Source organism: Rhodococcus sp. T7 (assembly GCF_009872365.1).
Taxonomy (GTDB): domain Bacteria; phylum Actinomycetota; class Actinomycetes; order Mycobacteriales; family Mycobacteriaceae; genus Rhodococcus_F.
In genome coordinates, this window is sequence record NZ_WXYH01000005.1 from 1 (window position 1) to 21519 (window position 21519).

Sequence of the window (21519 nt, forward strand, 5' to 3'; positions counted from 1 at the left end):
GCGTCGCCGACGTCGTTGACGACCACGGACGCCCCGAGCGAGGCCAGAAGTCGGGCATGTGCGCGTCCCATTCCTGCGCCGGCCCCGGTGACGATGGCAACCTTGCCGTCAAATTGATGTGAACTCATTTCGATTTCAGTCCTCACTCTTCGAAGAATCTTGATGATGGTCGATCGGCCAACAGGCCGATGAACCGTTTCTCTCGAACGCAAATCTACGGATTCTCCGACCCACCACCTGTCCTAAGTTGCGACGGCATCCGCTACCCCACGAAATTGGGGCTGATGACGCGCCCCGCGGAGTGCCCTCCTTGGTTGGCACGAACCCTGTTCTCGGGCTCGAACGCTCGGCTTCAACCAATGCCCAGATCACCTCCGCGGCCGGGACGATCCGAGGGCCTCGAGTAGCCGAGAGCGTTCAATCCTTACGAACCCCGCCACGCAGTCCGCTCCAGCGCCACACTGCGTGAACCGGGAGCCCCGGTCAATCAGCGAGACAGTCGTCCTGCCGCGTATCGACCGGGAACTGCCGATCAACTCCGGCCACAACCTCGACACGGTCGCCGGCACCACCGATGAGCTTATGGCCGAGATCTCTTCCGCCGCAGCCGTCCGAATTCTTTCGCGAACCCCGCGGCCGGCTACTCGCGGCGCTGCGGACAGCGACATACGAGCTGACAACCAGCGATCGTGGCCGTCAACCGATCGCGCGGGCGTGGTGGTTGCACCTCGACCAGGCAGGTGCCGTCGAGACCGCTTCATTTCGCTACAACCACCGCAGCCGCGGTCCTGAAGTATCGGGCCCAACTGCCAACGCACGAGCTGAACGGCCCGCGATGACGCATCGGGCCGTGATTACGAGTAAGGACCCAGGAGTGGAGACAGCGCAGAATGTCGACCCCGGCGACAGCCGGACGCGAATCGGTGTCGTCCGTGAGACAGGTCGCGGGGAGCGTCGGGTGGCCCTGGTGCCCAAACTGATCCCGAGCTTGGTCGAGCGGGGAGTGCACGTGATCGTGGAGTCCGGAGCCGGCCTCGGAGCTTCGCTTCCGGATTCGACATATACGAAAGCCGGCGCCGTGATCGGGGATCCGTGGACGGCCGACGTAGTGCTCAAGGTTGCGCCTCCAAGCGACGCCGAGATCAGCAGAATGCTGTCGGGGCAGACTCTCATCGGTTTCCTGGCTCCCCGGAGCGACGACAACAAGGTCGATGCATTGCGCTCGGCGGGCGTGCAAGCCTTTGCGGTGGAGTCGATTCCACGGATCTCCCGCGCGCAGGTCATGGACGCACTGTCCTCGCAGGCCAATGTCGCCGGTTACAAGGCCGTCCTACTCGCCGCGTCGGAATCGACCCGATTCTTCCCCATGCTGACGACGGCGGCGGGCACGGTAAAGCCCGCGACGGTGCTGGTGCTGGGTGTGGGTGTGGCCGGATTGCAAGCCCTGGCGACGGCAAAGCGTCTGGGCGGTCGGGCCACCGGATACGACGTGCGCCCGGAGGTAGCCGACCAGGTGCGATCGGTGGGTGCGCAATGGCTCGACCTCGGCATCGACGCGGTCGGTGAGGGTGGCTACGCGCGCGAGCTCACCGACGAGGAGAAGGCCACCCAGCAGCAGGCGCTCGAGGATGCAATCACGGGCTTCGACGTGGTGATCACTACCGCGCTGGTGCCGGGACGCCCTGCGCCGCGGTTGGTGACGGCCGCGGCGGTGGAGGGCATGAAACCCGGCAGCGTGATCGTGGACCTGGCCGGGGAGACCGGCGGCAACTGCGAATTGACCGAGCCCGGCCAGACCGTTGTCAAGCACGACGTGACCATCACCTCGCCGTTGAACCTGCCCGCGACCATGCCCGAGCACGCCTCGGAGCTGTACTCCAAGAACATCGCGGCCCTGCTGGAGTTGATGTTGGTCGACGGCAAGCTTGCACCCGACTTCGGCGACCCGGTGCTCGCCGACTCCTGCGTCACCCGTGAGAGGAAAGCCTGATGTACACCGAACTGCTTGCGAACATCGCGATTCTGGTGCTGTCCGGGTTCGTTGGTTTCGCCGTGATCTCCAAAGTCCCCAACACGTTGCACACCCCGCTGATGTCCGGCACCAACGCCATTCACGGCATCGTCGTGCTCGGCGCTCTGGTCACGCTGGGCAAGATGGAAACCCCCTCGATCGGCGTCCAGGTCATTCTGTTCGTCGCGTTGGTTTTCGGAACCCTGAACGTGGTCGGTGGTTTCGTGGTCACTGACCGCATGCTCGGGATGTTCAAAGACAAGAAGCCGGTCGCGGCTGACGCGTCGGGGAAGGTAAGGGAGTAGGCCATGGACTATTTCGTCAACATCCTCTATATCATCGCCTTTTCCCTGTTCATACACGGCCTGATGGGTTTGACCGGGCCGAGGACCGCGGTGCGCGGAAACTGGATCGCCGCGATCGGTATGGGCATCGCCGTGATCGCGACCTTCATTGCGGTCCGCGAGACCAGTAACTGGGTCCTGATCATCGGCGGGCTGGCGCTGGGTGTCGTGCTGGGCGTGCCACCCGCGCGCTACACGAAAATGACCGCGATGCCGCAACTGGTGGCCGCGTTCAACGGCGTCGGCGGCGGCACAGTCGCATTGATCGCGTGGGCGGAATTCCTCGACACCACAGGATTTTCCGCGTTCGAGCACGGTGAGGAGCCAACCGTGCACATCATCGCCGGATCCTTGTTCGCCGCGATCGTCGGTTCGGTCTCGTTCTGGGGCTCGCTGATCGCGTTCGGCAAGCTGCAGGAGATCCTTCCCGGCAAACCGATCGGGGTCGGAAAGATGCAGCAGCCGCTGAACATGCTGCTGCTGATCGTCGCGGCCGCGGCCGCGGTGGTGATCGGTGTCGGCGCCGCCGACGGTGGTGCGCCCTGGTGGTGGATGGTGCTGCTGCTGATCGCCGCCGGTGTCCTCGGCCTGATGGTCGTGCTGCCGATCGGCGGCGCGGACATGCCGGTGGTCATCTCGCTGCTCAACGCGCTGACCGGGCTGTCCGCCGCAGCTGCCGGTCTGGCGCTGAATAACACTGCGATGATCGTCGCGGGCATGATCGTCGGGGCATCCGGCACGATCCTGACCAACCTGATGGCCAAGGCGATGAACCGATCCATCCCGGCCATCGTCGCCGGTGGCTTCGGCGGCGGCGGTGCGGCCGTCGGCGGCGCCGGCAGCGACCAGAAGCAGGCCAAGGCGACCTCCGCCGCGGACGCCGCAATCCAGATGGCGTATGCCAACCAGGTAATCGTCGTCCCCGGCTACGGCATGGCGGTCGCGCAAGCGCAGCACGCGGTCAAGGAGATGGCCGCTTTGCTGGAGGCCAAGGGGGTGGAAGTCAAATACGCCATCCACCCGGTCGCCGGCCGTATGCCCGGCCACATGAACGTGCTGCTGGCAGAGGCCGAGGTCTCCTACGACGCACTCAAGGAAATGGACGACGTCAACGGCGAATTCAACCGCACCGACGTCGCCCTGGTGATCGGCGCCAACGATGTCACCAACCCGTCCGCCCGCGAAGACGCCTCCAGCCCCATCTACGGCATGCCCGTGCTCAACGTCGACCAAGCCAAATCGGTGATCGTGCTCAAACGCTCGATGAACAGTGGCTTCGCGGGCATCGACAATCCGCTGTTCTACGCCGACCACACATCGATGCTGTTCGGCGACGCCAAGAAGTCGGTCGGAACAGTGACCGAGGAACTCAAGGCACTTTGACCCCCACCGCTGAACCGGTGAGGCGGACCAGCAGCTGGGATCACCCGTTCCGGCAATCGTCCGGCCATTCGGCACGGCGGTGCGGTGTTCCCGCTGGCGGGCGCAGTATGGAGTAGGTCCGCCGCCATCGGCATCGGCGATCGAGCATGGTGAAACCGAGTTCGGCATGTACGTTCGGGAGGAACCTGGCCGGAACTCGGTGGGCCGTCCCGGGCCCTCGACCGCCGTCGCCCGGTACCACGACGAAACCCACCGGCCTGACCTGATGCCCCACACCATGGAATCTCTACGGCTTCGGCGGTGAAGTCGCGGCACACCAGGCTCGGTATTGCCGGCGCCGTTTGATCAGCGGTAGTGCGTGTAATGCGCCGCGGATGCCGGCCCACGACCCCCATGGACCTGCATCAGCCGAGTCACCCGCCGTCAGTTGATCGCCCCGGACGCGCAGTGCGGCACACACGCGCCGCACGGGGTCCGCGGTGCTCGGTAGGAATCGGCCGGATCTCAGCCAGCGCCTGCGCCGGCTCGACGTAGCGGTCGGCTCGCACGACCGACGTGGCCGGGGTGCCGCTGATAACGATACGGGAGGTACCAGTACGCGGCACAGCGCCGAACACCGAACTCGGCGCGATGGACGGAGATGAAAATCCCGGCCGCGGGTCGTCAGTTCACCTCCTTGGTGAAGTCGCCGATGCCGACGTGGTCGAGCGACGGCCGGAACCGGCCTCCCCGCAGAAGCTCGCAGTCGAGCTGCCATTCCTTCTCCGCAATGCGGAGTCGGCATGTCCGCCCGCAGTCCAGCGCGGCCCGTAAGTCCAGTTGCCGGCCGAGGCACGAAGGCGCGAGCCCACCCGAAAACCTTGCTCACCGAGAGTTCAGGGCGTCTTCCGAACGGGTGGTCGAGCGTGCAGCATCCCCACATCCGGCGGCCGGACCGCAGGCAGTGTGCCGGTTTCTCCTGTAGCACCTTGCGACATGTCGCGGCGGTCGATTCGTCCTAGATTCGAAGGACCGGATGTCGGGCTGTCGGATTCCACGATCGGCCCGGGTCCGTCGAATCCGATATCTGGGAGAGGTGGCCACATGAGGTCGGCAGTCATCGTCGACGTTGTCCGTACAGCGTCAGGTCGGGGTAAGCCGGGGGGAGCACTCTCGGGTGTGCACCCGGTCCGGCTCCTCGCCGACACGCTACAGGCGCTATTGGCCCGCACGGATATCGACCCGGCACAGATCGACGATGTGATCGCGGGTTGCGTGCAGCAGGTCGGCGAACAGACGAACAACATCGCGCGCAGTGCCGTGCTCGCCGCGGGATGGCCGGAGTCGGTTCCGGGGACCACGGTCGACCGGCAGTGCGGTTCCAGTCAGCAGGCGGTGCACTTCGCGGCGCAGGGCGTCATGGCAGGTGCTTATGACATCGTGGTGGCCTGCGGCGTCGAGTCGATGAGTCGACTGCCGATGGGTACCAGCTCGATCGGGCAAGACCCGGTTGAACCGTTGACGGATCGGTATCCCGACGGGCTGGTCAATCAGGGTGTGGCGGCCGAGCTGATCGCCGGTCGGTGGAAGCTCGACCGGGAAAGCCTCGACGTCTACTCGGCACGCTCGCACCAGCGTGCGGCGGCGATCGCCGCGGCGGGCGGGTTCGCGAACGAGATTGTCCCGATCACGGTAGGCGGGCAGATGCACGCTACCGACCAGACGCTGCGGGCGAACACCACCGCAGAGGGCCTGGCCGGGTTGAAGCCGTCGTTCGCCGACGAGACCCTCGCCGAACGGTTCTCCGAGATCAATTGGAGTATCACACCGGGCAATTCGTCGCCGCTCACCGACGGTGCCTCGGCCGCACTGATCATGAGCGAGGAGCGGGCGGCGCAACTGGGCCTGCGTCCCCGGGCGCGCTTCCACGAATTCGCTGTCGCCGGAGACGATCCCCTGATCATGCTGACCGGCGTGATCCCCGCGACGCACAAGGTCCTGGAACGTGCCGGGTTGTCGATCGGCGACATCGACGCATACGAAGTCAACGAGGCGTTCGCCCCCGTGCCGCTGGCGTGGCAGCACGAATTCCAGGCCGACCCGGACAAGCTCAACCCGCGTGGCGGCGCCATCGCCCTCGGACACGCACTCGGTGCGTCCGGCGTGCGCCTGCTGGCCACCCTGGTGAACCACCTCGAGGCCACCGGTGCGCGGTACGGCCTGCAGACCATGTGCGAGGGCGGCGGCCTGGCCAACGCGACGATCATCGAAAGACTCTGATGCCCAAGATAATCAAGACCTATTGTCCTCAGGAGGCGATATGACTGGACTCAACCCGTCCCCAGCCGTACGCGACCCGATCCCGGTCCTCGGCATCGCCGCGACTCCGCTGGTCTCCGAAAGCGATGCGGTTCTCGACGAATTGGTATTCGACGCCGTGTCCAATGCCCTGCAGGAGGCAGGGATCCGAAAGCACGAACTCGGGCTCTCGGTGACCGCCTCGCTGGATGTCTACGACGGGCGCAGCATCTCGAGCGGCCTCACCAATGCCGCCGCCGGTGGCTACTTGTCCCAGTCGTATCGCCTGGAGGGCGACGCCGGGCAGGCTATCATCGCCGCCGCGCAGACGATCGCGGCGGGCGACGCGGATCTGGCGCTCGCCGTGGGCGTGTACAACCCTGAGGTGTCGGCGCCGGATCGGCGGCAGTTCCTGCAGCAAATCTCAAACCTCGGCTTCGAACCCCACTTCGATCGACCGGTCGGGCTCACCGCGGAGACGATGTTCGGGCTGCACGCCGGATATGTCGTCGACTCCGGCGAGCTGACCGAGGAGCAGCTCGCGGCGATCACTTCCGCGGCGATCACTCGGGGGGCCCGCCGCGCCCGAGCGGCCCGGACGACACCGGTCAGCGCTGCCGACGTGCAGTCGTCCGCACCGGTGAACGGTGTGCTGCGTGAACTCATGCTGCCAGCCGAGTGCACGGGCGCCATCGCAGTCGTGCTGGGATCGCTGGCGCGTGCGCGCCGGGCGCGGCATCCGCGTGCCGTGCTCACCGGATGGGGCCAGGCGACCGGTGACACCACCGCCGGCGGCCACTGGCTCGACGATCCCGCGGCCCCCGCTCGACGGGCCGCGCAGGAGGCCTACGAACGCGCCGGATTGGACCAGCCAGTCGATCAGGTGCAGGCGGTCGAGCTCACCGCCGCGACCCCGGCTCTGCTCGCTCCGACACTCGACGCGCTCGGCCTGGCCAAGAGCAATGCCGAGATATCACCGTCGGGTGGCGCAAGTAGCGCTTACCCGGGTGTCGCCAATGGCGCACTTCGGTTCCTCGAAGCGGTGTCATGGCTGGAAGAGCACGGCGGACGAGCCGTCTCGCACTCCACCGATCTGCTCACCGGACCCGTCGCAGAAACCGCGACCGTCCTCGTCGTCGAGGAGGTGTGATGGCCACACAGGCATTCATCGCGGGCGTAGGTCTTACCCGCGCCACATCGCCGCGCAAGCAGGAGAAGTCCTCACTCGAGCTCGTGCAGGAGGCCGTATGGTCGGCGCTCGAGCATTCCGGCGCCTCGCCATCCTCGCTGGACGGCATCGTGATCGGCAATATCGACGGCTTCGAGGGCACCGTCCTCGGCGCCAAGCACGTAGTCCGCAGGCTCGGCCTGGGAACCGACCTGCCCGTGTCGATCCTCAACACCGGCGGCACCACCGGCGGCAACCTCATGCAGGTCGCCGCACGCCAGGTCCGGTCCGGCGACCGGCGGAGGGTGCTGTGCGTCGGTGGCCCGACGTTCTTCGGTGCCGAGGACCTGCAGTCGGCGATCAACACCAACTCGCCCATGATCGTCGAACAGCCACTGGGCATGGGCGCCTACCATATGGGCGCGTTCTACCCGAGCGCCTACCAGCAGCGATACGGGACAACCGTCGAGGATTTCGCGGTGAGCGTCGTCCAGGCCCACGAACACGCCTCACGCAATCCGTACGCGCATCTGCGGAATACGCTCACCGCCGAGGAGGTGGTTGACGCGAAACCGTTGTCGTATCCGATGACGATGGCGATGGTCTGCCCGGTCTCCACATCGGCCAACGCACTGCTCGTGACCAACGAGGAGAGCACCAACGAGCTGCGGCCTACCCCGGTGCTCATCCGCGCAATGGCGACATCCAGTGACCCCTACCTGGGGGGCGGCAAGAACGACTTCGCCGCCATGGAGAACCTCGCGATCCTGGCGCACAAGGTCTATCAGACCGCCAACATTCGAAATCCCCGCGACGAGATCGACGTCATCGAACTCTTCTCACCCTATGCGCCGATGCAGCCCATGCAGTTGGAAGCGCTCGGATTCGCCCAACCGGGGAGCGGCGTCGACCTGCTCCGGTCCGGTGCGACGGGCGTTGATGGAGACCTCCCGGTCAACCTTTCGGGCGGACCGCTGTGCACCAATGCCGGAGTGGCCGGCGAGCTGGCGCCCTACGTCTACATCGCCCTACAACTCATGGGCGACGCGCCGGAGGAAATGCAGGTGCCCGGAGCGCGACGCGGTCTCGCGCACGGCACGGGGGGCACCTTCTTCCAATTCGAGAACCTTGCCATCCTCGAGAGACAGGAGCGCTCGTGAGCATCACGACGCAGCGGGTCCATTGGGACTTGAACTACGATATCCACCTGGGCGCGACCTGGGGCCGCTTCATGGCGGGACTGACGGAGAAGAAGATCCTGGCCAACCGCTGCCCGGACTGTTCGCGGGTGTTCGTCCCACCGCAGGCCTACTGTGAGTCCTGCTTCGTCCGTACCGATGAGTGGCTCGAACTGCCACCCGAAGGGACCGTCGAAGCATTCACCGTGGCCTGGCAGAGCTTCCGCGGGGGTCCCACCCCGCCGTACGCCATCGCCGGCATTCGGCTCGACGGCGCGAGCACCATGCTCATGCACTACGTGCGCGGTGTCGACCTGTCGGATCCGAACACCATTCGTGCGCAACTACCGCCGGGCACCCGGGTGCGGGCCATGTGGGCGGAGGAACGCACCGGCCAGATCCTCGACATCTCGCATTTTGCGCCGATCTGAACGGTTTCTGGAGGAAAGAGGACTCGTGAGCACAAGTAGCGCTTCCCACGCTCAAGGACTCGCCGCACGTGTGCGCGAATTCCTGCGCGCGCACGACCCGGTCACAACGGACCGGAAGGAATTCCTGCGGGCTCGCTTCGATGCCGGGCTCGCCTGGGTGCACTACCCGGAAGGCCTGGGCGGACTCGGACTGGATCCGAGTCTGCAGCCCGAGGTCGACACGCTGTTTATGGAAGCCGGAGCACCCCACAACCGGCCGGAACTGAACTTCATCGGCCTCAATCTCGCCGCGCCGACCATTCTGCGCTTCGGTACGCCGCAGCAGCAGCAGCGGTGGCTTCGCCCGCTGTGGACCGGTGAAGAACCGTGGTGCCAGCTCTTCAGTGAGCCGGGGGCGGGGTCCGACCTGGCCAATGTGGGCACGAGCGCGAAACGCGACGGCGATGGCTGGGTTGTCAACGGTCAGAAGGTCTGGACCTCGCTCGCCCACCAGGCCGACTGGGCGATCCTGCTCGCCCGGACCGACCCGGAGGAGCCGAAGCACCAGGGACTGTCGTTCTTCATATGCGACATGCACGACCCCGGAGTTGACGTCCGGCCGTTGCGGCAGATCACCGGCGAAAGCGAGTTCAACGAGGTCTATCTCGACAATGTCCGCATTGCTGGTGACCAGCTGCTCGGTGCGATCGGCCAGGGTTGGGCGGTCGCCAGTCACACGTTGATGAACGAGCGCGTCGCGATCGGTGCGGGCACGATCCCGCGGGAAAGCGGCGCGATCGGAGAGTTGGTCAAGGTCTGGCGGACCCGCCCGGAACTACGTCGAGCCGGTGTGCACGACCAGGTTGTCCGGCTATGGGTGGAATCCGAAGCGGCCCGGTTGACCGCAGAAAGGTTGCGCCAGCAGCAGGCAGCGGGCTTGCCGGGCCCAGAAGGTTCTGGGGCGAAGCTGACCCATTCTCGGCTGAATCAGCAGATCTCGTCCCTGGAACTGGAACTTCTGGGTGCGGAGGGCCTTCGGTACACCGATTACACCGCCCGACGACCCGTCATCCTGGCTCATTCCCAGAGCCCGGCCGGCTGGCGATTCCTGCGTGCGAAGGGCAACTCGATCGAGGGCGGAACCTCGGAGATCATGCGCAACATCATCGCCGAGCGAGTGCTCGCACTGCCCGCCGAGCCTCGGGCCGACAAGGCCATTCCCTGGAAGGATCTGCCGCGATGACCGACAGCACGAACCCGACGCCGCCGACCGGCGATCTGCTCTACTCGGAGATCGAGGAGGACTTGCGGGCCAGCGTCCGGTCCCTGCTCGACAAGCGCAGCCCCTGGGACACCGTGCTGGCCCGCACCGAAACGGACACGACGACGGACCTGGAACTGTGGAAAGTTCTGACGGTCGAGATCGGGTGTGCTGCATTGGCTGTGCCGGAGGACGCCGGTGGCGCGGGTGCGAGCTGGCGCGAAGCCGCGGTCGTCGCCGAAGAACTCGGACGGGCTGTCGCGCCGGTTCCCTTTCTCGGTTCCGCCGGTATCGCGCCGGCGTTACTGCTCGAGCTCAACCAGTCCGACCTGGTCGGTGCTGCGGCGAGCGGCGCGCTCGTCGCGGCGGTGGCGCTCCCGTTCAGCACCGCGCCGGACGATTCGCCGGCCGGTGTGCAGACCCGGGACGGTAAGCTGTACGGCAGCGTCACCTCGGTCGCCGACGCCGCGGCCGCCGATATCTTCCTCGTCCCCGCGGGCGACGCCGTCTATCGGGTTGCAGCCGATGCGGCCGGACTACGGCGCACCGAGGTGGTGTCGCTGGATATGACGCGTCCGCTGGTGGACCTGGTGTTCGACGGTGCGGAGGGGGACCTTCTCGCGCAGGGTGTGCATGTCCCCGCGGCGGTGGGCGTGGCGCTGCGGATCGGTGCGGTACTGCTGGCCTCGGAGCAGTTGGGAATGGCCGAGCGCTGCTTCGAGATGGCGGTCGATTACGTGCAGATGCGCCGCCAGTTCGGCCGCATCGTGGGCTCCTATCAGGCGGTCAAACATCGACTTGCGGATTTGTGGGTACTGCTCACGCAGGCGCGGGCGGTGGCCCGCTACGCGGCCGAGTGCGCCGCGACCGGTTCACCGGATCTGGCAGTGGCGGCGGCGCTGGCGCAGGCACACTGTTCGGTCATCGCCCAACAGGTTGCCGAGGAATGCGTGCAATTGCACGGCGGAATCGGGTTCACCTGGGAGCATCCAGCCCATCTGTACCTCAAGCGGGCCAAGAGCAGTGCGATCGCCCTGGGCACGCCCGAGCGTCACCGTGAGGCTCTCGCCGAACTGGTGCGCATCCCGACTCCCACGGTGAAGGCACATTGATGAGCGAGGGCAAACTGGCCGGTCGTACGGCCGTCGTCACCGGGGGCAACAGCGGTATCGGCCACGCCATGGCGGTGGGCCTGGCGCGCGCAGGCGCCGATGTCGCCGTGTGGGCCCGCAACGTCGATCGGAGTGCTTCGGTAGTCGACGAAATTCGTGCTCTCGGCGTGAAAGCTACAGCGGTGCAGTGTGATATCGCGGACGAACTGTCCGTGGAGGCTGCGATGGACAGAACCGTCGAGGAGCTCGGTCCGCTCGACTGTTTGGTGGCAAATGCGGGTATCGCCGAGGCTGCACCGATCACCGAGATGTCCCTCGACACTTGGCATCGGGTCTTGCGCACCAATCTCGACGGCGGTTTCCTTTGTGGCCGTGCCGCAGCGCGGCGGTTTGTCGAGCAGGGCACGGGCGGTTCGATCATCGTCGTCTCGTCGACGATCAGTCGTTACGGCGGAGTCGGCCAGGCCGCCTACGCCACCAGTAAGACCGGCCTGATCGGACTTGCGCGCACCCTTGCGGTGGAACTGGCCCGCCACCAGGTCCGGTGCAACGTACTGATTCCGGGCTGGACCAGAACGGCAATGAACACCGATCTGCAGGCGGACGACCGGTTCATGCAGGTGACCACGGCGCGCACACCGGCGCGCCGTTGGGCCGCTCCCGAAGAGTTCTACGAAGTCGCAGCGTTTCTCGCGGACCCCTCGTTGACCTTCCACACCGGCAACGAGATCGTCGTCGACGGCGGCTACACGATCTTCTAGTGCGGACTGGCCGCTCCGCTACAGGGCCGCCCTCGGGACCGAGCAGATGCGTAGTAGCGTGACCGACCGGGCACGAGCAGCATGGTGACGCCACCATCGTAATGACGAGGAGGGCGCTCGGCCGAAAGCTGGCCGAGCGCCCTCCTCGTTTCGCAAACCCTCATCCTTGCAACCCGCCATGGACGGCCTCGACGCTCGTGTCGGCGAATGGCATTCGGATGTCGACACCATCGCAATAACCCGCCGTCGACGATATTCCCGAGTCCATTCGGTCCATCCCGGGATGATCGATACCCCGCAAATTAGAATTAGTCCGCTCGGCGCCCGAGTCTGAGGAGACCCTCGCCACGCCCACACCGCTGGGGCCGAGTCCGGGATCTACCTCCACGATCAGCTGGCCTGCATCGTCACCAAGTGCTCGAGCAGAGTAGGCCGACGCCGGAAAGTCGATATTTCGGGCTCCCCATGACTGATCGGGACCCCACCCTTCTCCTCTGGCGGATGCCTCCGACGAGCAGCTCCGTCGGTGGCTCGACCGGAACAACATCGCCCCTCGGTATCGGTCAACGCGACGGCCATCGGTACCTTCAGTCCGATCTGCCTGTCGTGGTCCACGCGCCGCCCGGTGGCGGTGTCGACGACGGCACCGGTCACCGTGGTCGTGTGGCAGAACGAGTACGAGTACGAGCACGTCCACTCGACGACCACGAGGGCAACCGGTTGGTGCCGATCACCGGTGAACCGGGCACCGGTACGCCGGCGACCGCACGAGATGGCTGGTGATGCCCAGTGCAGGGGATCTATGGCCTCGAGGACTCTGCGGAAGGCGCCGAGCGGTGCCTGTCGCGACTGGACGACATGCTGACCGCCGCGACGCCCGGTTCGGTGCTGGTGACTCGGCCCGCCGACGACCTCGACGGCGGTAACGGGGCCCACCCAGCGGCCTCGAGCTGTCAAGGCGACGACGATCGCTGCGATGGGTGAACCAGGGCGGGGTACGAGAACCGTGCCGACACGTCGGTATCGCCCGGTCGACGCTGTATCGCAAGGTCCGTGCTCTCGGCATCGACCTGTTCACGAAGGCATTCTCGGGCCACGCGAATGTTCCAGGATGCGACATCGAATGTCGGTTCAGCGCAGCTACGTTGGTGGTGGCAGAGGAGGAGGTGGGGCCGGTGCCGGCCAGTGAAAACGGAGCAGTTATTCAAACGGGGACCGCGGTAACGGATGGGGACCTCAGCTATTCGGTCGACGGTCCGCTCGCGGTGATCACCTTGAACCGGCCTCGCGCGCACAATGCGTTCACGGTCCTCATGGCCCGTCGTCTAGCCGAAGCGGCGGATGCGGCCCGGCGCGACGAGGCCGTGCATGTTGTGATCGTGACCGGTGCGGGCGAAAAGGCGTTCAGCGCCGGCGGTGACCTCGGTGAGCTGATTCCCCGGCTCACCAGGGGCGAACTAGATATTCTCATCCCGGATCCATCGAAACGGTACTTCTCCGACGTCTTCAAGCCGGTGATCGCCGCTGTCAACGGCATCTGTGGGGGGGCGGGCTGGAAATCCTGCTCGGAACCGACATCCGCATTGCCGCGGACCACGCGGTGTTCGGTGTGCCGGAGGTCCGTTGGGGCTTGGTTCCCGGGGGTGGCACCCATGTGCGGCTACCACAGCAGGTGCCGTGGGCGATGGCGAGGCAGCTGCTGTTGACCGGCGACCACATCGACGCGCATCGAGACGCGGCATGCGGACTGGTGAATGAAGTCGTCCCGAGAGGTCAAGCATTACCGCGCGCGATTGAAGTGGCGACGCGAATGGCGACGAACGGTCCGGTCGCGGTTCGTGCCGCCAAGGAGATCGCGGTGCGCGCGCACGGCAACGAACCGCGATTTGCACTGGAATTCGCACTCAACGAACGGGTCGTGCGCAACGACGACGCAAAGGAGGGTCCGCGCGCCTTCATGGAGAAGCGCACCCCTCACTACCGCAACCGGTGACGCGGCCCTCCGCGTGTGTCCACGGAAACTGGAAGGAACTGAAACCGATGACCACCCACAACCTCTGCCTGCCCTTGCGGCCTAGTGACGAGGAAAAAGAGCTACGTACTACCGTCGCCCAGATCGTCGGCAAGTTCGGTCACGAGTACTATCAAGCCAAGGCGGCGACCGGCGAACCCATGGCCGAGCTGTGGGAACAACTGGGCCGCGGCGGATACCTGGGGATCAGCATCCCCGAGGAATACGGGGGCGGCGGCGCGGGACTGACCGAGCTCGCCATCGTGCTCGAAGAGCTGTCCGCAGGCGGCTGCCCCGAACTGGCGATGGTCCTGTCTCAGGGAATTGCCGGCAGCGTGCTGCCCCGACACGGCACCGAGGATCAGAAACGCCGCTACCTTCCCGGAATCGCCAGCGGCGAAGAAAAATTCGTGTTCGCCCTGACGGAGCCGGACGCCGGTTCGAACTCGCACAACGTGTCCACCTGGGCCAAGCGCGACGGTGACGACTGGATCGTCCGCGGCACCAAGTACTACATCTCGGGGGTCGACCACTGTGACCACTTCCTGCTGGTGGCGCGCACCGGCACCGACGAAGTCACGGGGCGGGGCCGGCTCACCTTGTTCGTCGTCGATGATCCCGATACCCGGGGGCTCAGTCGCCAGCTCATCTCGACGGCACTCGGGGCTCCCGAACGTCAGTTCACAATGTTCTTCGACGACGTCCGGCTGCCCGCTGAGGCTGTCGTCGGTGAAGTCGACAACGGGCTCTCTGCGTTGTTCGACGGACTGAACCCGGAGCGGGTGCTCAGCGCCGTCATCTGCCTCGGAGTCGGACGCTACGCGATCAACAAGGCCGTCGGCTACGTCAACGAACGCAACGTCTGGGGTGTCCCGGTCGGCACATATCAGGGTGTCCAGCACCCGCTCGCCGAGGCGGCCATCGAGCTGACCGGCGCTGCCGCGATGGTCTGGCGAGCCGCCGCTGAGTTCGATGCGGGCCTGTCGGCGGGCGAGACCGCGAATATGGCTAAGTTCCTGGCCTCGCGCGCCGGCTACAAGGCACTGGATACCGCGATCCAAATGCATGGCGGCAATGGCATGTCCCACGAGTACGGGCTCGCGGATCTGTGGGGCATCGTGCGGCTGCAACAGGTGGCGCCGGTGTCGACGCAAATGGTGCTCAACCACATCGCGCAACACACGCTCGGGCTGCCGAGATCGTACTGAGGAGCGGCAAACAATGACAGTGACAACCGACGAGCTACACAAGCTCGAGGGAACACGGCTTCGGGGCGGCGAGATCGTGATCGAGCCGCACGAGAACACGATCCTGCAGCACGCCGTCCGCGCGCCTCAGGCCGAACCCGGCATCGCCCATCCGATGTGGTTTGTTGTGATCTCGTTGCGCTGCTTGGGTATCAGCGTTGACGAGCTGTGCGAGCTGGCTGGCAAGTCCGAGGACGATACGCTCCTGTTCGGGAACTGCGAGATCGACCAGCAGACACCGCTGCGCATCGGCGGGCGCTACCGCGTGGACGCGGTCGTTGCCGCGACCGGGTCACGGACGAGTCGTGATGGTTCCCGACTCGACAATATGGACGTGCGTATCGAGATTCTCGACGACTCCGGCGGTTACGCGGGCGCGGTGACCAGCGTCTACCTATTCAAACGCGGAGGAAAGCAGTGACTGTCACCGAGAATGTCCGTGTCGGAACTCGACTGCCCGAGCGCCGAATCACCGCGGTGAGTGCGGATCACATCAAGATGGTCGCGCTCGTGCTGCGGGATTCGAATCCGATTCATTTCGACCTCGACGCGGTCGCACGCGCCGGCCTCGGCGACCGTGAGATCAACCAGGGAGGCGCGACAATGGCCTACGTGCTGGATCTGCTCACCGAATGGGCAGGCTCGCGTGGCGCCCTGCGGCGCGTATCCTGTTCATTCCGCGCCAACGTCTTCGCCGGCGACGATGTCCTCGTCGGAGGTGAGGTGACCGCGGTGAGGGAGGAGGGCGCCGGCCGATTCGTTGACTGCGCCGTATGGGCTGATGCGGACGGACGCCGCGCCATCGCGGGCACTGCGACTGTCGTGCTGAGGTGACCCAAGACATGGCACGCGCAGAAAGGAATCCGGTCGTGAGAGCACCGGACGACTTCCACCCGGTCCAGATCATCCGCGATCTCGCTCGCACTCATCCGGACAGCATCGCGCTCCGCTACCGGGATTCGATCATCGCCTTCGCCGAGCTGGACGCCCGGGCCAGTCGGGTCGGCCGTGCGCTGTTACAGTCGGGCGTCACCGGCGGTCAGCGTGTCGGATACCTCGGTCGCAACTGGCCGGAGTTCTTCGAGATCCTGTTCGGGTGCGCCAAGATCGGGGCGGTGCTGGCGCCGCTGAATTGGCGACTGACCACAGCGGATCTCGCAGAACTGGTCTCGGACGCCGACACCCGAATTGTGTTGACCGACAGGGAGTTCATGGACGCGGCACCGCCCGATGTGACTCGGTTGACGATCGGCGAGGACTACGAGGCGTGGCGTGATGCCGAAGACTCGGTCGACCCAGGCGTCGTCAGCGGTCCGGACGACGCCTTCATTCAGTTCTACACATCGGGCACCACTGGACTGCCCAAGGCGGTGGTGATCACCAATAGCAACCTCGCCCATCTGTTCCAGGCGGCCGCGCGCTGGCGGGTCGACTCCGATTCGGTGGTGTCCGTCGTCATGCCGCTGTTCCATATGGGCGGATCGGCGTGGGCGTTCGTCGCGCTGTTCCGTGGGGCACAGTGCGTTCTCGTTCCTGATTTCGATGCGCCGGCCCTGGTCGCGGATCTCGGACGGCTGAAGATCACGAATGTGCTGGTCGCACCGGCGATGCTGCAGATGATGGTCGATGTCCCCGGCGCCGGAGAAGCGGACTTCTCGGCGCTGCGCTCGATCGTCTACGGTGCATCCCCGATCTCACTGCCACTACTGCATCGCGTTCGGGACTGCTTCGATGTGCCGTTGATTCAAGTGTTCGGACTGACCGAAACCTGCGGCGCGATAGCCCAACTGGACCCCGACGACCACCGCGGTGAACTGCTGGCTTCCGTCGGAAAACCGTACCCGTGGGTAGAGGTCGAAATTCGAGATCCCTCGACCGAACTGCAGCTGCCCGCAGGTCGGGACGGGGAAATCTGGGTTCGCTCGGCCCAATGCAGCAAGGGGTACTGGCGGCGTCCAGAGGAGACAGCCGAACTACGAAACGCGGAAGGCTGGCTGCGCACCGGCGACGTGGGCCGCCTCGATAACGCGGGATACCTCTTCATCACCGACCGGCTCAAGGACATGATCATCACCGGGGGAGAGAACGTCTACCCCGCCGACGTGGAGCGGGTGCTCGTCACCCACCCGCAGGTCGCCGAGGTCGCCGTGATCGGTGTCCCCGACCGGACATGGGGCGAAGCCGTGACGGCAATCGTCGTACCCCGGAAAGCGGCGCAGGTGAATGAGGCGACGTTGATCACCTGGCTGCGCCCGCGGATAGCCGGCTTCCGGCGCCCCCGACGGGTCGTGTTCGTCGATACCCTGCCACGTAATCCGTCCGGCAAGGTGCTCAAGGGTGAGCTGCGCCGGTTGATCCCGGGACCGGCTGCGGCGACGGAAGACAGACCGACCGCCGGTGGACACGGTCGACACGAAGCAGTCTCCCAATGAGCGAGGGGGCGACGATGACCAATCACCTCGGTTTCGACGCCGACGTCGTCGACACTGCGCGGCCGTGGCCCGGTTTCCGAAACAGCGAGCTCCTCGCTGTTCGGGCCGCCCGCACGGAACTGGGCCGCACCGGACGAGGACAACTCGTCGGAACAAAGGAGAACTCATGCAATTAGCTGGATCCGCTGCGCTCGTCACTGGCGGAGCGTCCGGCCTGGGGCGTGCCGCCGTCGAACGGCTGATCAGCGCCGGGGCGCGCGTCGCCATCCTCGATCTACCCACTTCGGCAGGATGGGAGCGCGCCGAACAGCTCGGTGCCGCGGCTATCTTCCGGCCCGCCGACGTCCGCGACCCGGACCAGGTCGAGGACGCGGTCGCCGCCGCGACCGAGCTCGGACCGCTCCGGGTGGTGGTCAATGCCGCCGGAATCGGCGACCCGGCTCGCACGCTCGGCCGAACCGGCCCGCTGGAGCTGGACCGATTCACCCGGGTGCTGGAGGTGAACCTGATCGGTACCTTCAATGTCATCCGGCTCGCCGCAACAGCCATGGCCGCCACCGAACCCGAGGCAGGGGAGCGTGGGGTCATCGTGAACACCGCCTCGGTCGCCGCCTACGACGGCCAGATCGGACAGGCGTCCTACTCCGCCTCCAAGGGCGGCATCGTCGGTATGACGCTCCCGATCGCGCGGGATCTGGCCGGCTCGCTCATCCGGGTCATGACAATCGCGCCGGGCATGTTCGCGACACCCATACTCGGTGGTCTGTCCGAGGAAGCCCGGGCGTCTCTGGAAGCTCAGATTCCGCACCCCTCCCGACTCGGTGATCCCACCGAGTACGCCGCCCTGGTCGAACACATCATCACCAATGCCATGTTGAACGGTGAAACGATCCGGCTCGATGGTGCCATCCGAATGGCACCGCGATGAGCCCGGAAACCGGCACCCGTGCCGCCATCGTCACCGGCGCGTCGCGCGGAATCGGTGCCCTCATCGCCCAGCGCCTTGCCGCCGAGGGCTGGAATCTGACGCTGTGCGCCCGTTCGGCGGCATCGCTCGATGCGCTCGCGCGGGAACTCGTTGAGGAATACGGCTCCACAATCGTTCAGGTCCCTGCGGACATGGCGAACGAGGACGACGTGATCCGGGTGGCCGATGCGCACAGCGCGACCTTCGACCGGCTCGACGCGCTGGTGCTGAACGCGGGGATGGGCTCGATCGGCCCGTTCGCGGAATTCCCGGTACGCCGTTTCGACAAGATGTTCGCGATCAATGTCCGCGCAGCCTACGTGCTGGCACAGCAAACGCTGCCGCTCCTGCGGAAGACCGCCGCTGTGTCCGTGCGAAGAACCGCGAAGATTATTGCGGTGTCATCGATGACGGGAATCGTGGGAGAGCCCCTGAACTCGGCGTACGGCGCCACCAAAGCGGCGCTGACGTCGCTGTGTGAGACATTGAATGCCGAAGAGTCGGAGGCCGGAATCTCTGCGACGTCGGTCTGTCCCGGCTATGTTGCCACCGATATGACCGCTTCCCTGGCCGACAAGGTGTCGCCCGAGGTCATGATCGATCCCCGTGATGTGGCCGAAGTGGTGATATCGCTGACCCGATTGAGCAGTTCGGTCGTGGTCCCGTCTATCACGATGACACGACCGGGGTCACATCTCTGGCGCGCCTGACCGAGCATCGATCGAGAGCGCAGCTGCCTCGCAGCATCACCCACTCAAGTTAATCGTTCGGTGCGATACGCACCAACCCCAACCATCAGGAGCAATGAAATGAGTACTGACACCGTTCGGGTGGCCATCGTCACCGGAGCCGCGCGTGGCATCGGGGCGGCTACCGCGAAGCGCTTGGCCGCCGAGGGATTCGCCGTCGCCGTTCTGGACCTGGATGAGGCCGTCTGCAAGACGGTCGCCGCCGAGATCGAAGGAGCGGGAGGAACCGCGCTCGCGGTCGGCGCCGATGTCTCCGACGAGGACGGCGTCAATGCCGCGGTGCAGCGGGTCACCGCTGAACTCGGTGCACCCGAGGTGTTGGTGAACAACGCCGGAATCATTCGCGACAACATGCTCTTCAAGATGACCGCAGGCGATTGGGATGCGGTGATGAATGTGCACCTGCGCGGGTCCTTCCTCATGAGCCGCGCCGTGCAGACATACATGACGTCCGCCAAGTGGGGCAGGATCATCAACCTGTCCAGCACCTCGGCGCTCGGCAATCGCGGCCAGGCCAACTATTCCGCCGCGAAGGCCGGACTACAGGGATTCACCAAGACACTCGCGATCGAGCTGGGCAAGTTCGGCATCACGGTGAACGCGATCGCACCGGGGTTCATCGAAACCGAAATGACCGCGTCGACGGCCGCGCGTATGGGCGTGTCGTTCGAGGACTTCCGTGACGCGGTGGTGAAGGGAATTCCCGTCGGACGCGCGGGTAAGCCCGACGACATCGCGAACGCGGTGGCATTCCTCGCCGGCGAAGGCGCCGGATTCATCTCAGGCCAGGTGCTGTATGTCGCCGGCGGCCCGACCGTCTGATAGGACAGGAACGAAAAGGATGCGAATTTTCAACGGAATCACCGAATTCGAGAAGGCGATCGGAACTCATCTGGGTGTAAGTGACTGGTTCCCGGTCACCCAGAAGCAGATCGATCTGTTCGCGGATGCGACCGGTGATCACCAGTGGATCCACGTCGATCCTGACGCCGCCGCCGCGGGGCCGTTCGGTGCACCGATCGCGCACGGGTTCCTGACCCTGTCGCTGCTGCCCGTGCTCGCCGAGCAGATCTGGCGTGTCGACGGGTTGAAGATGGTAGTCAACTATGGCTGCAACAAGGTTCGCTTTCCCTCGGTGGTGAAGGTGGGCGACAAGGTCCGCGCCGGAGCCGAGTTGACGGCGGTCACACCGACCCCTGCTGGAACCCAGATCACCATCACCGCAACCGTCGAGATCGACGGCGGCGCCAAGCCGGCCTGCGTAGCCGAATGGGTTCTACTGCTGGTGGAGTGACCTTGACGGTCACATCTGAAACAGCAGCCGAAGGGAGACATCAAGCCATGCACTACACCGAAATCGAATACGCCGTCGCCGATGGGACGGCGACCATCACTTTGCATCGACCCGAGAAGCTCAACGCCTTCACCTATACGATGGCGCGGGAACTGGTCGCCGCGTGCGACCTCGCAGACAGTGACGACTCGGTTCGCGCCGTGGTCGTTACGGGAAGCGGGCGAGCATTCTGCGCGGGGGCCGACCTCGACCCCGATGCTGGAGAGTTCGACAAGAAACAATACGACGGCGAATTCTTCGACGACGGTAGCCCGCGGGACGGTGGCGGATACGCATCACTTCGTATCGCCGCGATGCGCAAACCGGTGATCGGAGCAATCAACGGTCCGGCAATCGGTATCGGCTCCACGCTGACGCTGCCGATGGATATTAGAATCGCATCCGAAAATGCGCGATTCGGTTTCGTATTCACCCGGCGTTGCCTAACGCCCGAAGCTGCCTCGACCTGGTTCTTGCCACGGCTGGTCGGCATGTCACGGGCGATGGAATGGATAGCCACAGCCCGACTGTTCGGTTCGGCGGAGGCGTTGGCCGGCGGCCTGGTCTCGCGGGTGTGTCCCGACGATGACCTGCTCGACGTCGCGTATGCGGTCGCTGCGGAGATCGGCGAGAACGTTGCACCGGTGGCGTTCGCGGCCGCCAAACAAATGCTGTGGGGAACCTTCGAGTCGGGTAGCCCCTGGGCCGCCCACAGGCTGGAATCGCAGGTACTTGGCGAGCTCATCGACTCCGCCGATTTCGCCGAGGGAGTGGCCGCATTCCTGGAGCGGCGCACGCCGAAGTTCACTCTCAGCGCCGACGCGAACGTCCCCGCAGCCGTCACCGCATGGCCGCGGTTGCAGGACTGATCACCG

At 65.5% G+C, this 21519-nt stretch carries 21 protein-coding genes and 1 pseudogene; 21 read left to right on the plus strand and 1 reads right to left on the minus strand.

What is annotated here, in order from left to right:
• Nucleotides 1-128 (minus strand): SDR family NAD(P)-dependent oxidoreductase (locus MLGJGCBP_RS00630; protein ID WP_160093679.1); only part of this gene is annotated, 128 nt, incomplete at its 3' end.
• Between the two features lie 746 nt (nucleotides 129-874).
• On the opposite strand from MLGJGCBP_RS00630, the gene MLGJGCBP_RS00635 reads away from it, so the two are divergent.
• From MLGJGCBP_RS00635 to MLGJGCBP_RS00735, 21 genes and pseudogenes are all read left to right on the plus strand, one after another.
• Nucleotides 875-1990 carry a Re/Si-specific NAD(P)(+) transhydrogenase subunit alpha gene (locus tag MLGJGCBP_RS00635; protein ID WP_236580852.1) on the plus strand — a complete coding sequence of 372 codons (1116 nt, stop codon included), beginning with the start codon at nucleotides 875-877 and terminating at the stop codon, nucleotides 1988-1990.
• A complete protein-coding gene (locus MLGJGCBP_RS00640) occupies nucleotides 1990-2316 on the plus strand; it encodes an NAD(P) transhydrogenase subunit alpha (protein ID WP_160093681.1) in 327 nt (108 codons plus the stop codon). The genes MLGJGCBP_RS00635 and MLGJGCBP_RS00640 overlap by 1 nt, the downstream gene beginning before the upstream one ends.
• Nucleotides 2317-2319: 3 nt before the next feature.
• Nucleotides 2320-3738, plus strand: a complete 1419-nt coding sequence (locus tag MLGJGCBP_RS00645) for an NAD(P)(+) transhydrogenase (Re/Si-specific) subunit beta (protein WP_160093682.1) — start codon at nucleotides 2320-2322, stop codon at nucleotides 3736-3738.
• A 1083-nt stretch (nucleotides 3739-4821) separates the two neighbouring features.
• On the plus strand, nucleotides 4822-5997 hold the full coding sequence (locus tag MLGJGCBP_RS00650) for a thiolase family protein (protein ID WP_160093683.1): 1176 nt from the start codon (nucleotides 4822-4824) through the stop codon (nucleotides 5995-5997).
• Between the two features lie 40 nt (nucleotides 5998-6037).
• A complete protein-coding gene (locus tag MLGJGCBP_RS00655; protein ID WP_160093684.1) occupies nucleotides 6038-7165 on the plus strand; it encodes a hypothetical protein in 1128 nt (375 codons plus the stop codon).
• Entirely contained in the window at nucleotides 7165-8343 is a 1179-nt protein-coding gene (locus tag MLGJGCBP_RS00660; protein ID WP_160093685.1) for a thiolase family protein, read from the plus strand. Before MLGJGCBP_RS00655 ends, MLGJGCBP_RS00660 begins: the two co-directional genes overlap by 1 nt.
• Entirely contained in the window at nucleotides 8340-8792 is a 453-nt protein-coding gene (locus tag MLGJGCBP_RS00665; protein WP_160093686.1) for a Zn-ribbon domain-containing OB-fold protein, read from the plus strand. The genes MLGJGCBP_RS00660 and MLGJGCBP_RS00665 overlap by 4 nt, the downstream gene beginning before the upstream one ends.
• Before the next feature lie 25 nt (nucleotides 8793-8817).
• Entirely contained in the window at nucleotides 8818-10014 is a 1197-nt protein-coding gene (locus MLGJGCBP_RS00670; RefSeq protein WP_160093687.1) for an acyl-CoA dehydrogenase family protein, read from the plus strand.
• A complete protein-coding gene (locus MLGJGCBP_RS00675; RefSeq protein ID WP_160093688.1) occupies nucleotides 10011-11144 on the plus strand; it encodes an acyl-CoA dehydrogenase family protein in 1134 nt (377 codons plus the stop codon). Before MLGJGCBP_RS00670 ends, MLGJGCBP_RS00675 begins: the two co-directional genes overlap by 4 nt.
• A complete protein-coding gene (locus tag MLGJGCBP_RS00680) occupies nucleotides 11144-11905 on the plus strand; it encodes an SDR family NAD(P)-dependent oxidoreductase (RefSeq protein ID WP_160093689.1) in 762 nt (253 codons plus the stop codon). Before MLGJGCBP_RS00675 ends, MLGJGCBP_RS00680 begins: the two co-directional genes overlap by 1 nt.
• A gap of 1313 nt (nucleotides 11906-13218) precedes the next feature.
• Nucleotides 13219-13898 (plus strand): annotated as a pseudogene (locus tag MLGJGCBP_RS00685) (enoyl-CoA hydratase/isomerase family protein).
• A 68-nt stretch (nucleotides 13899-13966) separates the two neighbouring features.
• On the plus strand, nucleotides 13967-15124 hold the full coding sequence (locus MLGJGCBP_RS00690) for an acyl-CoA dehydrogenase family protein (protein WP_201452921.1): 1158 nt from the start codon (nucleotides 13967-13969) through the stop codon (nucleotides 15122-15124).
• 13 nt (nucleotides 15125-15137) lie between these two features.
• Nucleotides 15138-15584, plus strand: a complete 447-nt coding sequence (locus tag MLGJGCBP_RS00695) for a hypothetical protein (RefSeq protein ID WP_160093691.1) — start codon at nucleotides 15138-15140, stop codon at nucleotides 15582-15584.
• Nucleotides 15581-15997 (plus strand): MaoC family dehydratase, encoded by a 417-nt coding sequence (locus tag MLGJGCBP_RS00700; RefSeq protein WP_160093692.1) that lies wholly within the window; start codon nucleotides 15581-15583, stop codon nucleotides 15995-15997. Before MLGJGCBP_RS00695 ends, MLGJGCBP_RS00700 begins: the two co-directional genes overlap by 4 nt.
• A 35-nt stretch (nucleotides 15998-16032) precedes the next feature.
• Complete coding sequence (locus tag MLGJGCBP_RS00705) at nucleotides 16033-17595, plus strand: AMP-binding protein (protein WP_236580853.1); 1563 nt, start codon at nucleotides 16033-16035, stop codon at nucleotides 17593-17595.
• Nucleotides 17596-17609: 14 nt separating this feature from the next.
• Entirely contained in the window at nucleotides 17610-17771 is a 162-nt protein-coding gene (locus MLGJGCBP_RS00710) for a hypothetical protein (protein WP_160093694.1), read from the plus strand.
• Nucleotides 17762-18523, plus strand: coding sequence for a 3-hydroxyacyl-CoA dehydrogenase (locus MLGJGCBP_RS00715; RefSeq protein WP_160093695.1), 762 nt, complete (start codon nucleotides 17762-17764; stop codon nucleotides 18521-18523). The genes MLGJGCBP_RS00710 and MLGJGCBP_RS00715 overlap by 10 nt, the downstream gene beginning before the upstream one ends.
• Nucleotides 18520-19272 (plus strand): SDR family NAD(P)-dependent oxidoreductase, encoded by a 753-nt coding sequence (locus MLGJGCBP_RS00720; RefSeq protein ID WP_160093696.1) that lies wholly within the window; start codon nucleotides 18520-18522, stop codon nucleotides 19270-19272. The genes MLGJGCBP_RS00715 and MLGJGCBP_RS00720 overlap by 4 nt, the downstream gene beginning before the upstream one ends.
• A 99-nt stretch (nucleotides 19273-19371) precedes the next feature.
• Nucleotides 19372-20133, plus strand: coding sequence for a 3-oxoacyl-ACP reductase FabG (fabG, locus tag MLGJGCBP_RS00725; protein ID WP_160093697.1), 762 nt, complete (start codon nucleotides 19372-19374; stop codon nucleotides 20131-20133).
• A 19-nt stretch (nucleotides 20134-20152) separates the two neighbouring features.
• A complete protein-coding gene (locus tag MLGJGCBP_RS00730) occupies nucleotides 20153-20605 on the plus strand; it encodes a MaoC family dehydratase (protein WP_160093698.1) in 453 nt (150 codons plus the stop codon).
• 47 nt (nucleotides 20606-20652) lie between these two features.
• Nucleotides 20653-21513: an enoyl-CoA hydratase-related protein gene (locus tag MLGJGCBP_RS00735; protein ID WP_160093699.1), complete on the plus strand. Its 861-nt coding sequence runs from the start codon at nucleotides 20653-20655 to the stop codon at nucleotides 21511-21513.
• Nucleotides 21514-21519: the final 6 nt, after the last annotated feature.